The organism is Nostoc sp. (assembly GCF_036917655.1).
Lineage (GTDB): Bacteria > Cyanobacteriota > Cyanobacteriia > Cyanobacteriales > Nostocaceae > Nostoc.
Window position 1 is genome coordinate 18117 of sequence record NZ_JBALCY010000026.1, and the last position, 14612, is coordinate 32728.

Consider the following 14612-nt stretch of genomic DNA (forward strand, 5'->3'; position numbering starts at 1 on the left):
TAGATTGAAATTTAATCCAAAATTTAAAATCCAAAATTGAAGTGCCCAATTACCAATACCCTTTAACAGAAAGTTTATTGTAAGTAGAGAGGCTGTAGAATATGCCTAGTCAAACCAATGTACAGGTACAACGAATTCGAGCTATTGGATTAACGGTGACAAACTGCGATCGCTCTTTAAATTTCTATAAAGAAGCGCTTGGTTTTGAACTCATTGGCGACATCACTGTTGAAGGACAGGATTACAGCGACCTGGAAGGCGTAACTGAGGCAAAAATTCGCATTGTCACCTTGCAACTAGGTGATGAACTTATCGAGTTGATGGAGTATCTCAATATTCAGGGTAAACCCATCCCAAAAGATTCTCAAAGTAATGATTTATGGTTTCAACATCTGGCGATTGTGGTGAGTGATATGGATCGCGCTTATGCTCACTTGCGTTCATTTCCTATTGAACCCATTTCAGTTGCACCGCAGACAATCCTACCTGATAATGAAACATCTAGTGGTGTCCGCGCCTTCAAGTTTAAAGACCCTGACGGTCATGATTTAGAGCTAATTTGGTTTCCTGCCGAGAAAGGACAAGATAAATGGCATCAGAAAAGCGTAGACGCGCAGCAGCTTGTCGTTAGACATCGTTTGTTTTTGGGAATTGATCATAGTGCCATCGCTATTTCTAACACTGAGCAGAGTCTACACTTTTACCGCGACCTCCTGGGAATGCAAGTTGATAGCCGCAGTCTCAACTGGCGTGCAACCCAAACTCGCTTGGATAACTTGCCTGGAGCCGAAGTCAGAATTACATCATTGCGACCTGCTCAAGGCGGCTTAGGGATTGAATTGCTAGACTACCTTGTGCCTGGAAAAGGTCGTCCTATACCCAGTGACTGGAAAAGTTGCGATATTGCACACATGCAAATTGAGCTTGTTGTCAATGACATTGAGCAGGCAGTAGAGATACTACGGCAAAATGGGATTCAATTTGTATCGTCGCGGCTTGTGCAGTTTACTGATAGTGCAAGTCCTTACAGCCAGGGTTGTTTAGTTAAAGACCCTGATGGACATGCAATATTGCTAATTGCAGAATAATGGCTAAATTCCTCGGCTAAGATAATCACAAAAGCACATTAGATTAAGAATTTTCAATGCTGTACCTTTCAATTTTTAAAATTACTTGATCGATTTCATTAATCTTTTCATCAACAGCATTTTTTTGCTGCTCTAACGGTGCAAGCTGTTGTGCCAAAGCACGGCGATCAGCATCACTCTTCGATGTTTGCAAGGTTCGTGCAAGGCGACCCATAATACTACTACCTCTGGTTTTAGAGCCTCTTTGACGAACGTTATCAGTATATTCTGCACGAATGGTCTTCTGCTGTTGAGATATTTCTCTTTTTCTCAAAGAATACTCTTTCTTTTTTAATTTCAATTCTTTGATCGCTATTTTAGCTTCTGCTAATGATTGGACTGAAATATGTAATTTACCGTCACTATTAGTCGTCACAAAGCTGCTTTGATCGGGCAACATACTTTTGTTTTCAGTAAGAAAATGTTTTAAAAGTCCCCTTGTCGGTATCAAAACGTTCTAGATCCCTCTAAATCCCCCTTAACAAAGGGGGACTTTGATTCCGGTTCCCCCCTTTTTCAGGCTACTGTGTACACACAAGTCTTAAAAACCTAGCTTGATTAGGCTTGACTCGTTCCCATGCTCTGCATGAGGAATGCATTCATTGAGTCTCTGACTCAATATCTGACTGGAGGCAGCAGCCTCTAATCAACTATTCCCATGCTCTGCATGGGAACGAGAGAACAAGGAGAAATGAAAAATCGAGCTTTTTTCGACTTGTGTGTACACCGTAGCCTTTTTAATGGGGGTTAGGGGGGATCTATAAGTGCCTAAAATCACAGCTAAACACTTTTCAAACAACCTCTAAGTTTATGATATTCAATATAAATTATTTTTTAGTATTTTAACAACTGCAAAGTCTAATTTCACTAAGGAAGGTGAAGTGATTTAGCTACAAGTTTTAATATTGATTTTCCTATAATTGCTTTTTCAAGTAACTCGGTCATCACTAACCTACTCCCGTAGAAGAGATACTTTCAATTATCTCTCACTAAATTGCCCATCTGGTGCAGTGCAGTGTTAACGATAATTCATCGTCCAAAAATGAGAGCATTCAGTGAATATACACCAGGAACTAAAACCGCGATCGCTTCTCTTCTCTACGGGACACTTTGCGATCGCAATCAACAGTTAAGCAGTAAATAAAATAGACTGTGAATAGGCTAAGGGTTATTAGATAAATTCTCTGAAATCAAGGTATGGGCTTGTGCGACATAATCCTTAATAAATTAGTCATGCCCTTGTCACACTTTTATCACATTTTTGTAATAACTCTCTCAATATAACGTGTGATGCTATAGCTTTGGGGTAGGGAATAGGCTAGCTCTATACCAAATCCCCACACCAGAGTTGATCGAGGAGAATCACTATCAGGTACAAGTCCTTGTAGTGTGACTCTTCAAATCAAAATTGCAAAATCTCTCATAATTGGAAGGAACAAGAAAATGAATTGGAAAGTGCTTGCTTTGATTCCTGCTTTGACTCTAGCTACTGCTTTGCCTGGTTACTCTTTAACCAATAATAAAAGCCATAATCCGACTACTTCTACCCACATCGCACAAAATACTCAGCAAGGCAACATGATGAGAAAGCCTAATGCTGTCCACAATGCCAAGCACAGGTCTAATACTATGGCCAACCATAGTAACGCACTCACAGTAGGCAGCAGGGGAGAAGCAGTCAAAACTGCTCAGAATGCTTTAAAGCAGCAAGGATTCTATACCGCAAATGCGGATGGTGTTTTTGATAACAAGACACGTTCAGCGGTGATGAAATTTCAAAGGTCTAAAGGATTAAGAGCAGACGGAATAATTGGACACCGGACTTTAGCAGCTCTAAGATAAGATGATTTACTTAACTTTTTCATTAAAGTTCAAGTAAACCTACAAAAAAGCGGCGACTTTGATAGAGATAAGGCCAGAATGGGCAAGAACGATGAAGAAACGGAAAAGCACCTGCTTAACTCCACATCCTGATTGCTGAAATGCCTTAAATACAAAAGGCTAGAAAGTAAATTCTAGCCTTCAAATATTAAGCCAATCTTTTCTATCTGGATATTGCTTGCGACTATCTCGCAGGCATTTAAATATTGTTGTAATATCATGTCCGCATAATTAGTTATGATTCCCACAGTCATTTCACCCCACCCCTTAATCCCCTCCCCGCTCTTCGGGAGGGGAGACGAAGCGTAGCTTTGGCGGGGTGGGGTTCTTCGGGTTTAATAAGTAATTAAGCGGACATGATATAAAATAGCGATCGCTGACCGATTTTAAATTTTGGATTGAAGGATTCCAAATTTAAAACTACTTTCGGCAGTCAAGAAAATTATTCTTGCAGACGAGCAATTACACAATGCATAACTTTAATTTCATTAACAATTCGATCCAGTTCTGTGGATAAAGGAGTTTGTTCTCGAACGGCTTGTAATGTGGGAGTTAAAGTATGAGAATTTGTGGCAATCTCTGATAACCGAGCAGTATGTAGCTGTTCAATTTGGTTGTGAATTACTTCGAGATAGCTATCCAGCGCTGGTAACGGTTGGGTTGGCTGTCCTTGCTGAAGGGCATCTGCTAAGTTTTCCAAAACTTGGACAATGTTATCAGTCAGCCGCTTGAGTTCAAGAAATTGGTACTCGCCGCTAAATTCCCGCCTATGTTCTGCCAGAGTTGTAACCGAACTGAAAAAGCCACGAATGTATACCATCAGCGTCATTACAGGTTCAATTTCTCCCTGAAGGTGACGAGGTTCGCTGAACAATCGTTGAGCGGCAGCGTTAGCGTTGGCGTTCTCTAGTGCTGCTTGATGGCGTAGCATATTGATAGAATCAGCAGATGCATTCTGTTCTGGATGGAGATAGTTAGCTATGACTTGCTGAAAGTAGGCAAGATTGACTCTAATTGTCTTTTCCAGTTGTGCAGGAAGTTGCTGTCGTTCCCAACGGGGAAAAAGCAAATAGCTGCCAAGCAGTGCTAAGACACCCCCAGCGAAGCTATCGAAGATCCGCAATACTCCAACTTTCCAGCCACCTGCACTAATAATGTTGAGTAGTAAGATGATGGCGGGAGTCAGCAGTATAATGAATATGCTATAGCTTAACGATCGCACCGACATCGCAACAAATACCAGCAGCAAGAAACAGACTGTGATCGCCAATTGATTCTTAACTAGTAAAATCAAAGTAATACCAATAATTCCACCCAAAATAGTACCGATGACTCTTTGTACTGTTGTCTCGGACGTTCCACCAAAGTTGGGTTTAAGGGCAACTAGAGCTGTGAGCGTTATCCAGTAGCCTCTAGGGAGTTGCAATACTGAGGCAAGTAATTCCGCAAGCGTTGTAATCAGTGCTAGACGCAACGCATGACGAAAGAGAACTGAGTCAAAAGTGAAATTATTCCGCAGTGGATCAATAATTGCAAAACGCTCTGACTGGGCTGGGGGGGAAATGTCTCGCTGGGCAATGCTGTGCTGTTTTCCCTGGATTAAATCTGTAACAATATCTGCATCAGTATGAATTTGCTGTGCCAGCTTTGTAAGACTGACTGTAATTTTCCCAAGGTTAAGTAGATCGGAATATTCATCTTTCTGAGCATTTATCGCTTGATTGAGAACTTGAGAGCGTAGAACTTGCCGCTGGTGTTCCAGTGCTTCAACCATTCGATCCAGATCGCCCAGGTGAGGTGGGTTTTTTCCTTTGACGATCGCTTCTGACAACATTTGCAGAGCAATTGCCAACTGTTCTATTACTTGCTGAATTTCTTTCTGTAATCGAGAAAATAGTTGATGTTCGGATGCGATCGCTAACAGTTCGCTCAGTGCTACAACAGAATTGACAATTTGATTTACATCCTCGATTAACACCAGTAAGTAATTTCCCCGTAGGTTAGCTCCTTTTTGCCTAGTCCAGATAGTTGTCCAGACGCTACGAGCAGATGTCAAGTCTTGAATGACGGTATCCTGAGCTTGCAAAAATTGCTGTGCCCACTCTTGACGAGCCTTTGGATTTAATGTTCTCTGGCTTGCCAAGTCTACAAATTTGCTCAACGAGAGATAACAGTTAGCGACTATCTGCATTGCAGGTACATCAGGACGCACCACCCACAGCCCTAATGAGAGCGCAGTTGTCCATGTTCCACCTGCCAGACATAGCGCACATTGCTGGATAAGAGTAGACCAATTGGAAAATGAAGCGAATCTAGCAAGCGAAATCACAAACATGATCGAAGTAACTAAGCTGACAGATGCAGCCACGTTGCCATAGAGACTTGCTAAACCTGCTATAAATATTACCAAGAACGTTGTCGGGACAGCTAACCAGAGATGACTGCTAACCAGACTGGCGATCAGGAACATCAAAGTTATCCCAATCGTAGCTGCTATCATAGCAGTCGCTCTCTGGCGATAGGCTCCGTCAACATTTACCATGCCAACGAACCAAGCCGCCATAGTGGCGATCGCACTTGCGGCACCATGACCAGTAATGATTCCAACTCCAATGGGGACACCCAGTATAAAAAGGCTACGCAATCCTGATAAAAAGGCGGGTTTACCTGGTTTGAGTTGAAACTGCTGCAATAACCAACTGAGAGGACGTTTATCTGTAGATTGCATTATTAGGCTGGCGATTATTTTGACAAAGCAGATCGCCTCTTACAGCATTTGAACCACATATAATAAGTGGTTGGAGGATGACTGTAATATACCTTTTGAGGTAGTTGAGTCGGCTAATTTTCACCGGACAAAAATCAAAGCATCTAGCGAATATGCACCAGGGCCTAAAACCGCGATCGCAATCAGCATAACGCAATACATAAATGCTTTTTCCCAACTTGGTGGTTCACCTTTTCCTAAAGGGCCTTTATACTGGTCTTCTGGAATTAAGTATGGATCTTGGGCTACAAAAGGTTTGCTTCCAGAGATATCTAAATATATCGCAAAAATCATTGAGCCGAGAATGGGCAATGTCGCTAAGAGTGTCAGGAATCCCCCAATCAGAAAAATTCCGCCACCTAACATAGACGCTGCTGATAAAAAGCAAAGAGAAACAGGCATTTTTAGAGACTCACCCCACTGTCGAAGATGCGTTAACTTTGGATAGCCGTGTAGGAGAAACAATCCGCCAAGGCTAACTCTGAGCAGTAAAAGTGCTAATCCTGGGAATCCATCAGGATACACATGAGCAAGTGAACTTAATAGGTATGGCCCTAGCTGTGGGAAATTAAATGCACCTAGAAAAAAGGCGATCGCTACACCCAGCCCAAATTGATAAATCATAGTTGTACACCACGGGTATTAAGGTCAATAGCATATAAGGAATGACCGGCTGTGATAAATAGGCGATCGCGTTCCTTGCCGCCGAAAGTTAGGTTAGTGCTTGTCTGCGGTACGAGAATTTTTCCCAACTGCGTCCCATCGGGCGCGTATACCTGCACGCTGTCTTGAGAAGTAGTAAAAATGTTGCCATGTTCGTCAACCCGAAATCCATCAGGTTGTCCTGGATCGATGACTGCGAACACGCGACCATTTTTTACATGGCGATCTTGCATAACCTCGTACACACGAATATGATGAGGCCCGCCAGGAATATTAAACGCAGCTGTATCTGAGACATACAAAAGGCTTTCATCTGGATTGAAAGCCAGCCCATTCGGGCGCACCATGTCTGTTACTACAGGATAAATTTCACCAGTTGCCGGATCGAAGCGATACACGTAACTTCCAGGTTGTTCTTGTTCGCCGCCGTAACCTTGGTTCGGCTCAGTGATACCATAGGGCGGATCGGTGAACCAAATTGTGCCGTCGCTTTTCACTACCAAATCATTTGGACTGTTCAGGCGTTTGCCTTGGTAGCGATCGACTAAAACCTTCCATTCACCATCGTGTTCGCGTCGGATAATGGCCCGCAGACCGGAGGAACACGCAACCAGACGGCCCTCTAAGTCGCGGTAATTACCGCTTTGGTAATCAGATGGATCTCGCAGAACACTCACGTTATCGGTAGGACTCCAGTGCAACACGCGGTTGCCATGAGCGTCACTCCATATAACACTATCATCTTCGTGGAAGTAAACAGGCCCCTCGCTATGGACTGCACCGTTGGCTAGCTCCTGGAGTGAAGCACCTGGGCGGACAATAGCAAGTAGGCGATCGTCAGAAATCTCAATAGCTTCAGGCATAGTAATCTCCTGTTATTTAACTTGGTGACTGGCGATAAATGGCAGGTTCAAGTTAATACCAATTTAAAAAGTAATAGGTTATAAAATTTCTCCGTCCTCTTTTATAGATATCAAATATGCTTTATTTACATAAATAAACAAAAATAAAATCAAAATTAAATACTAGCATCTCTTTAGGCATAAATAAAAATTAAGTCATTGGGTATAATCTCAAATTTTAGATTGGGAATACATCTATCACTCTCGGTTATGCCAATCCATCTATCGCCAAATTTTTTCCCAATTCTCAGTTGAAACAATTTTTTCCCAAGTTTACCTATGTCTAAAGGCTGAATTTATCCTTTGAGATATATACCATTGATGAGTTTAAAAATTCAGACTTTGTGATATAAAGTAAAGCGTGTAAGCAAAAACTATCTGAATATTTCTCAATTAATCAGCTTGGCATAAATTTTTCCCAATTAAGAAATAGAGAAATAGCTTATGGATCTTGGTCTTAAAGGTAAAATCGCTGTAATTACTGGAGGTGATTCCGGCATTGGTAAAGCGACAGCGAAACTACTCGCTCTTGAGGGTGCAAAGGTTACTATTATCGATAAGACTTCAGAAAATCTTCAAATGGCAGCTGAGGAGTTGAGAAAGTCTGGAGAAATATTTACAGTTCAGGCAGACCTCACTCAGTCCAAAGAAGTTGAAGCTGCCAAAGAGCAAATTATTGAGCGCTTCGGAACAGTTCACATCCTTGTTCATGCGGCAGGAATCACAGGTGCTACGGGAGATTTCCTCGAACTGAGTGATGAGGAGTGGTACCAGACAATTGACGTTGACTTGATGGCGACGGTACGCACCTGTCGCGCTTTTATCGGGGCGATGCGTCAAACTGGTTGGGGAAGAGTCATCCTCGTCAGTTCTGAAGATGCACTACAGCCCTACCCAGAAGAGATACCTTACTGCGCTTGCAAAGCAGCGATACTGAATCTTGCTAAAAATTTATCTAAAGCTTATGCAAAAGATGGCGTGCTGGTGAATGCAGTTTCTCCTGCTTATATCGCCACCCCGATGACTGACGCAATGATGGAAAAGCGCTCAAAACAACTGGGTGTCAGCTTTAATGAGGCAATTGATAGTTTCCTTGATGAACAGCGCCCTCACATCGAACTCAAACGACGTGGCAAACCAGAAGAAGTAGCGGCTGTGATTGCATTCCTTTGTTCTGAGCAATCAAGCTTTGTGGTTGGTTCTAACTATCGGGTAGATGGTGGCTCGGTTGCAAGTTTGTGAGCGAAGCAGGTCTAGCGGAAACTAGCCCCAAACACAGTATGCAAGTTCTTTGTTTTATATCAATTCGTAATTAGTAATCAATGGGTGTAAGAGCTTGCACTCATATTCAGATTGCATCTGGTTTTTCGGGTTTGAATCTGTTGCCGGATTTTAAAGAATTGGTATAACTCCTATTCTTAATTTAAGAGTTGATTATGAAACAGATAGAAGCAGTTGTTGCCAATATCAACGATCTAAATGATGGGGAAATGCGACAGGTGTCTGTCGGCGAGACAGAGGTTTTACTGAGTCGGATAGATGGAAAGTTTTATGCCGTCGGCGCACACTGCTCTCATTATAAAGCGCCACTGGCAGATGGGGTGCTGAGTGGACATCATGTTATTTGCCCCTGGCACAATGCCTATTTTGACGTGACGAATGGCGACCAACTAGAGCCACCTGGCTTGGATGGTTTAGCTTGCTATCAAGTCCGCATTGAAGGTGAAAACGTCATTGTCAGCGTACCAGAGGAAACAACGGGATTGCGTAGCTTGCCGCCGCAGGCATCGCCCGCAATAACGCAATTTAACCGCAACGCTGATGGCCGCACATTTGTGATCTTAGGAGCAGGAGCGGCGGGTGTCCATGCGGCAGAAGCTTTGCGAGGATCTGGATATCAAGGGCGAATCGTCATGATCACTCAGGAAGATAAGCTGCCCTACGATCGCACCAAGCTGAGTAAAGACTACTTCATTGGTAAAACATCCTCCGAGGAAATGCCCCTGCGATCGGCCGATTTCTTCAAAGAACACGCCATTGAAGTGCTGTTGAATAAGCGAGTTGAACAGGTGCAAACAACGGCAAAAGCGATCACCTTTAGCGGTGGTGATTCGTTAAGCTATGATGCCCTGCTGGTAGCAACAGGAGGAAAACCACGCCAGCTAGATATTCCCGGTGCGGACTTGCAAAACATTTTGACATTACGCAGTTTTGATGATGCCGATCGCATTTTGACAGCCATCAAGCAAAAAGGACATGCGGTAGTCATCGGCTCCAGTTTTATCGGTATGGAAACAGCATCTGGGCTGAGTCAGCATGGCTTACAAGTAACCGTTATCTCGCCAGATTCTGTCCCTTTTAAGAAAACTCTGGGCGAGGAAATCGGCAAAATCTTTCAGCAAGTCCATGAGGAAAACGGCGTTTCCTTTAAGTTGGGTAGAAAAGCGGTAGAGTTTGAAGGTAGTGACAAGGTAGAAACTGTAATTTTAGATAATGGCGATCGCTTGCAAGCAGATATAGTAATTGTCGGAATTGGCGTACAGCCGGCAACAGACTTTCTTAAGGGTGTTGATTTGCATCCTAAAGATGGCAGTGTTGTTGTTGATGAATACTTACGTGCAGCTGATGGCATCTACGCCGCAGGCGATATTGCTCGTTATCCCGATTGGCGGACAAACGAATCGATTCGCGTTGAACATTGGCGAGTCGCAGCACAGCAGGGGCGAATTGCAGCTAATAATATGGCAGGGAAAGCAGTCAAATTTAGAGGGCTTCCTTTGTTCTGGACAATGCAATTCAAGTTTCCGTTGCGCTACCTTGGACACGCCCAAAGTTGGGATGAAATAATTGTCGATGGGGATTTGCAAAAACAGGAATTCATTGCTTTTTACATCAAAAACAATCAAGTCTTGGCAGTTGCAACCAGCCATCGGGATACAGAAACAGCAGCTATCTCAGAATTGATGCGCTTGAACCAGATGCTAACTGTTGAGGAATTACGGCGTGGTACAGTTGATTTGATTCAAAAACAGCCTCAAGTTAGTAGCAAGCAATAAGTTTGAGACAAGAGTAATTCGCCACCTCCTGCATATATGACAAACATCACTGAGCGCTACGACATCATCATTATCGGTACGGGAGCAGGTGGAGGTACACTGGCTCATCGTCTCGCACCCACAGGTAAAAAAATTCTCGTGCTGGAACGAGGCGACTTTTTGCCGAGAGAAAAAGCCAACTGGAATCCACAAGAAGTTTATCAAAAACATCGCTACCACACCGATGAGCAATGGTATGACAAAGAAGGCAAAGCCTTTAAGCCTCAAACAGGTTACTGGGTTGGTGGCAATACTAAACTCTACGGTGCAGCCCTAATTCGATTCCGCGAGCGAGATTTTGAAAGGGTAATTCACAAGGGAGGAATTTCTCCAGAATGGCCACTTAAGTACTCAGATTTTGAGCCGTACTACACCCAAGCAGAAAAGCTGTATGACGTGCATGGTCAGGAAGGAGAAGACCCAACCGAACCACCTCGTAGTGAGCCATATCCTTATCCGCCAGTGAGTCATGAGCCGGATATGCAGTCCCTCGCTGATGGCATCCGTGAACTGGGTTATTACCCATTCCATCTGCCACTAGGATTAAAACTCAATGAAAGCGATCGCACCAAGAGTCCCTGTATTCGCTGCGATACTTTTGATGGATACCCCTGTCTAGTACAGGCAAAAGCCGATGCCGATGTCAACGCCATTCGTCCTACCCGTGAAATGTATGCCAATTTCACCCTTTTAACCAATGCCAAAGTCTTGCGGCTGCATACCAGTGAGTCGGGGCGAGAAGTTACGAAGGTAGAAACTGAAATTGCTGGGGAAAAACATTGGTTTGCAGGTGATATTGTGGTTCTTGCCTGTGGCTCTATTAACTCGGCTGTCTTGCTATTACAGTCTGCTAACGATAAGCATCCCAAGGGATTGGCAAACAGTTCCGATCAGGTAGGGCGAAATTTCATGAAACAGTTGGAAACCGCTATAGTTTCCATACATGTAGAGGTAAATCACGCCAACTTTCAAAAAACGATCGCCGTCAACGATTTTTATTGGGGAGAGCCAGATTTTCCTTATCCGATGGGCATGGTGCAGAATACGGGCAATGTGTTAGCGGATATGATTCCCGGAGAGGCTCCGCCACTCATGGCTCCATTTATCAAGCTGATTCCTCACTATGAGCTAAATTTGGTTGCCGAGCGTTCGGTTGGCTGGTGGCTGCAAACAGAAGACTTACCAGACCCAAATAATCGGATTCGTGTGGTGGGTGACAAGATTCACATTGACTATACACTGAACAATACCGAAGCAAGCGATCGCCTGATCCATCGTTGGACATCTGTACTCAAGTCAATCCCTCACTGCGCTAAACACGTTCTACCATTTAGCATTTATCCCCGGACTCATATACCAGAACAAGCAGTTGCTCATCAATGTGGTAGTTGTCGATTTGGCACAGACCTCAAAACCTCAGTCCTTGACCTCAATTGCCGTACCCATGATGTCGATAATCTTTACGTGGTAGATAGTAGTTTTTTCCCATCAAATTCGGGTGCTAACCCGACATTAACGATTATGGCGAATGCTTTGCGTGTTGGCGACCTGCTTGCAGCAACGCTTCGCTAACCCATAGCTGAACGATTGAATAGTTATTTGTAAAGACAAAAAGGGCAAATATGATGACGAACGAGGAACAGCAAATTACACCACAACAGCAACCACAGATTCAATCTCAACAGAACGATTTAGAAGCGACAGATTCTCCTCATTCCCTAGCTAAAAGTCTAGGTGCTGTGGGAGGTGGCGTTGCCGGAGCCGCACTCGGTCGCTCAATTGCTGGTAAAGTTGGTGCTGCAATTGGTGGGGTTGCAGGGGCAATTACAGGTGGCCTTGCAGCCAATAAACTGGTAGGGTACGCTGAAGAATTCCTTGAAGAACTCCAGCCGACAATTGGATTAGGATTAGGAGCCAATCACAAACCAATTGAACTACCCCTTCACTATTCTTGGGAAGAATTACAAGCATTATCAAAACCACAAGGTGGACAAATTCAAGTCACTTAAATCAAAGATTTAAGTTATTGTCCTTGCGGGGTGGCGAAATGGTTTGAAGAAATAGACTTGGGGACTTGGGGAGAAATCTGATGGGGATTCACAGAAGTGTGGTCTTGAGGGTTTCTCCATGAACAACTTCACCTCACCTGAAACACCGAGCCACCAAAAAGTGGTGCGGTATTAAACCCTTGGGCGCTGCCGCCCTACAAGGAAACTCTTAGACTTCCCCTTGTCTTCTTGATAAAATGCAGACTTTGGAAACCTCATCGCTCTTTCTACCTATTGATAATACTTGCACTTATTAGGACTTAATCTCAATAATTTCCTGACTAAGTAGGTAGGCATGAAAAAACCAAACTATGTAAAGTTAAATAAATACGGAGAATGCATCTACCGAGGTGACTGAGATATGGACTCGTTAAAAATGATATTAAAGCGACTCTGAAGAACTCGATGGCAGCAATGCTCCAAAATTAGATGACTCCAAAGGTCTGCGATCGCGAATCACTCTTCTCCGTACAATAAAATATTTCTTGCATATTCAGTAGACCGAAAAGTTATGCGATGCCTTCTTTACGAGAGGCTGCGCCAACGCGAGCGGCGGGCGTAGCCATCGCCAAAAAATAGTAAGTTAAATGATGAGTTTTACTTATGTTATAAGCCCAAGTAAGTTATTCAAAAAATGTATTATAGAATACGGTTTTTTAGACAACAATTAAATACAGCAGATATCTACCCCAGAGCATCGCAGAACTTTTCGGTCTACTGACAATCTTATTAACATGATGTGGCCGGACTGCAATTTTTGGTGTTGTTACCTTTATCTTGCAGTTTCCCCTTCTTTTTTGCTACCCCAACTCACATAAGCCGTATACTAAATTAAGAATGCATATTTGATTTTCTGAAAGTCTCTAATATGTAGCTGTTCTTATCCAAATGAAGTACAAATTTTTCTGCATTCATCGCGGTTCATTAATGATATATTCATCCATTTGAAAACTGCTGAACTTAGAGCTTTGTAATTCTGGATTAGATAGAAAGTAGCGTAAAGTTTTTAAAACGGAGAAATAGAATTTGTTAGGAACAACTTCGGCATCCAAGAAGCTTGCTCAGATGATCTATGGCTACTGGCAAAGTCAGTGCCTTTATATAGCAACAAACTTAGGTATACCCAACCTTTTACAGTCAGAACCAATGACTGTAGAAACAATCGCAAAAGCAACCTCTACAAAAGTAGAAACATTGTATGTTGTTCTGCGTGCTTTAGCTCATTTAGGTGTGTTTGTAGAAAAGCCCGGACGTGTATTTGCAGCAACAGAACTCTCAGAACAACTGATTACAAATGCAGAGCCTTCTCTGGGACATTTTCTACTGCATATTACAGAACCCCCGATGTGGGATGCTTGGAGGGAACTAGGGAGTTCCTTGAAAACAGGGGAAGTAGCTTTTGAAAGGGCACATGGCAAGAAATTCTACGACTTCTTCATGACGGAAAACCCCGATAGTAGAAATCTGTTCAACAATGCCATGAGCTTTTTAACGAATCAGGCTGTTGATTCACTGTTTGAGGTGTATGACTTTAGTCAGTTTGATACAGTTATGGACATTGGAGGCAATCAAGGGGCACTGATTGCCCATATTGTCAAAAAATTTGGCTGTAAAGGCATATTGTTTGACCTACCACATGAGGTTAAGACAGCTCCTACTTTCTTAGCTACGCAGGGACTTGATGAAGATGCAGTGCAAGTCATTGGTGGTAATGCCTTGGAGGAGATACCAAAGGGTGCAGATGCGATCGTTATGAAGTATTTCCTCTCCGTATTCGGTGTTGAAGACGCGATCAAGGTACTAACTCAATGCAGAGAGGCTCTCCCGAAACAAGGTAAGGTAGTACTTCTACAAACACTCGTTCCGCCTCGTGGTGCGCCAGTAGAATATCCAGATGGGACGATCCCAGCTCTTGCTGCGGTTCAGATGATGGTAACTAATCCAGGGGGTTACTGGCGCACGGAAGAAGAATATAAAAATCTGTTTGAAGCTAGTGGCTTTCAACTGGAAAAAATCATTTACACAGGAACTAGCCTAACGGTGATGGAATTTCAAAAGTCTTCGAGCGACTGATTAACAAATAAATAAAGTCAACTTTAAAGAGTTGGTAGTGAGGACTTTAATCCTCA

At 43.2% G+C, this 14612-nt stretch carries 11 protein-coding genes; 7 read left to right on the plus strand and 4 right to left on the minus strand.

Annotated elements, in window-relative coordinates:
- The first annotated feature begins 101 nt into the window (after positions 1 to 101).
- Positions 102 to 1088 carry a VOC family protein gene (locus V7K30_RS11550; protein ID WP_334999180.1) on the plus strand — a complete coding sequence of 329 codons (987 nt, stop codon included), beginning with the start codon at positions 102 to 104 and terminating at the stop codon, positions 1086 to 1088.
- 43 nt (positions 1089 to 1131) lie between these two features.
- Here V7K30_RS11550 and V7K30_RS11555 read toward each other — a convergent pair whose 3' ends face one another.
- Complete coding sequence (locus V7K30_RS11555) at positions 1132 to 1527, minus strand: hypothetical protein (RefSeq protein WP_334999181.1); 396 nt, start codon at positions 1525 to 1527, stop codon at positions 1132 to 1134.
- Between the two features lie 1043 nt (positions 1528 to 2570).
- Here V7K30_RS11555 and V7K30_RS11560 point away from each other — a divergent pair.
- Complete coding sequence (locus V7K30_RS11560; RefSeq protein ID WP_334999183.1) at positions 2571 to 2969, plus strand: peptidoglycan-binding domain-containing protein; 399 nt, start codon at positions 2571 to 2573, stop codon at positions 2967 to 2969.
- Between the two features lie 481 nt (positions 2970 to 3450).
- Here the strand turns inward: V7K30_RS11560 and V7K30_RS11565 are convergent, their stop codons facing one another.
- The 3 genes from V7K30_RS11565 to V7K30_RS11575 all read right to left on the minus strand — a co-directional run bounded on the left by V7K30_RS11565 (position 3451) and on the right by V7K30_RS11575 (position 7301).
- Positions 3451 to 5736 (minus strand): FUSC family protein, encoded by a 2286-nt coding sequence (locus V7K30_RS11565; protein ID WP_334999185.1) that lies wholly within the window; start codon positions 5734 to 5736, stop codon positions 3451 to 3453.
- A 120-nt stretch (positions 5737 to 5856) separates the two neighbouring features.
- Complete coding sequence (locus tag V7K30_RS11570; protein ID WP_334999187.1) at positions 5857 to 6399, minus strand: DoxX family protein; 543 nt, start codon at positions 6397 to 6399, stop codon at positions 5857 to 5859.
- Positions 6396 to 7301: an SMP-30/gluconolactonase/LRE family protein gene (locus tag V7K30_RS11575; RefSeq protein ID WP_334999189.1), complete on the minus strand. Its 906-nt coding sequence runs from the start codon at positions 7299 to 7301 to the stop codon at positions 6396 to 6398. The genes V7K30_RS11570 and V7K30_RS11575 overlap by 4 nt, the downstream gene beginning before the upstream one ends.
- 483 nt (positions 7302 to 7784) lie before the next feature.
- Between V7K30_RS11575 and V7K30_RS11580 the strand changes: the two genes are divergently transcribed.
- The 5 genes from V7K30_RS11580 (at position 7785) to V7K30_RS11600 (ending at position 14556) form a co-directional block, all read left to right on the plus strand.
- Positions 7785 to 8582 (plus strand): SDR family NAD(P)-dependent oxidoreductase, encoded by a 798-nt coding sequence (locus V7K30_RS11580; protein ID WP_334999191.1) that lies wholly within the window; start codon positions 7785 to 7787, stop codon positions 8580 to 8582.
- Between the two features lie 194 nt (positions 8583 to 8776).
- A complete protein-coding gene (locus V7K30_RS11585) occupies positions 8777 to 10396 on the plus strand; it encodes an FAD-dependent oxidoreductase (RefSeq protein ID WP_334999193.1) in 1620 nt (539 codons plus the stop codon).
- A 36-nt stretch (positions 10397 to 10432) separates the two neighbouring features.
- Positions 10433 to 12007 carry a GMC family oxidoreductase gene (locus V7K30_RS11590; protein ID WP_334999195.1) on the plus strand — a complete coding sequence of 525 codons (1575 nt, stop codon included), beginning with the start codon at positions 10433 to 10435 and terminating at the stop codon, positions 12005 to 12007.
- A gap of 50 nt (positions 12008 to 12057) precedes the next feature.
- On the plus strand, positions 12058 to 12444 hold the full coding sequence (locus tag V7K30_RS11595) for a hypothetical protein (RefSeq protein ID WP_334999197.1): 387 nt from the start codon (positions 12058 to 12060) through the stop codon (positions 12442 to 12444).
- A 1065-nt stretch (positions 12445 to 13509) separates the two neighbouring features.
- On the plus strand, positions 13510 to 14556 hold the full coding sequence (locus tag V7K30_RS11600; RefSeq protein WP_334999199.1) for a methyltransferase: 1047 nt from the start codon (positions 13510 to 13512) through the stop codon (positions 14554 to 14556).
- Positions 14557 to 14612 lie beyond the last annotated feature (56 nt).

What these genes read in the sequence shown, in the direction of transcription:
- V7K30_RS11555 (WP_334999181.1), bottom strand. Translation starts at nt 1,527, where the DNA reads ATGTTGCCCGATCAAAGCAGCTTTGTGACGACTAATAGTGACGGTAAA.
- V7K30_RS11575 (WP_334999189.1), bottom strand. Translation starts at nt 7,301, where the DNA reads ATGCCTGAAGCTATTGAGATTTCTGACGATCGCCTACTTGCTATTGTC.
- V7K30_RS11580 (WP_334999191.1), top strand. Translation starts at nt 7,785, where the DNA reads ATGGATCTTGGTCTTAAAGGTAAAATCGCTGTAATTACTGGAGGTGAT.
- V7K30_RS11585 (WP_334999193.1), top strand. Translation starts at nt 8,777, where the DNA reads ATGAAACAGATAGAAGCAGTTGTTGCCAATATCAACGATCTAAATGAT.
- V7K30_RS11570 (WP_334999187.1), bottom strand. Translation starts at nt 6,399, where the DNA reads ATGATTTATCAATTTGGGCTGGGTGTAGCGATCGCCTTTTTTCTAGGT.
- V7K30_RS11560 (WP_334999183.1), top strand. Translation starts at nt 2,571, where the DNA reads ATGAATTGGAAAGTGCTTGCTTTGATTCCTGCTTTGACTCTAGCTACT.
- V7K30_RS11550 (WP_334999180.1), top strand. Translation starts at nt 102, where the DNA reads ATGCCTAGTCAAACCAATGTACAGGTACAACGAATTCGAGCTATTGGA.
- V7K30_RS11565 (WP_334999185.1), bottom strand. Translation starts at nt 5,736, where the DNA reads ATGCAATCTACAGATAAACGTCCTCTCAGTTGGTTATTGCAGCAGTTT.
- V7K30_RS11595 (WP_334999197.1), top strand. Translation starts at nt 12,058, where the DNA reads ATGATGACGAACGAGGAACAGCAAATTACACCACAACAGCAACCACAG.
- V7K30_RS11590 (WP_334999195.1), top strand. Translation starts at nt 10,433, where the DNA reads ATGACAAACATCACTGAGCGCTACGACATCATCATTATCGGTACGGGA.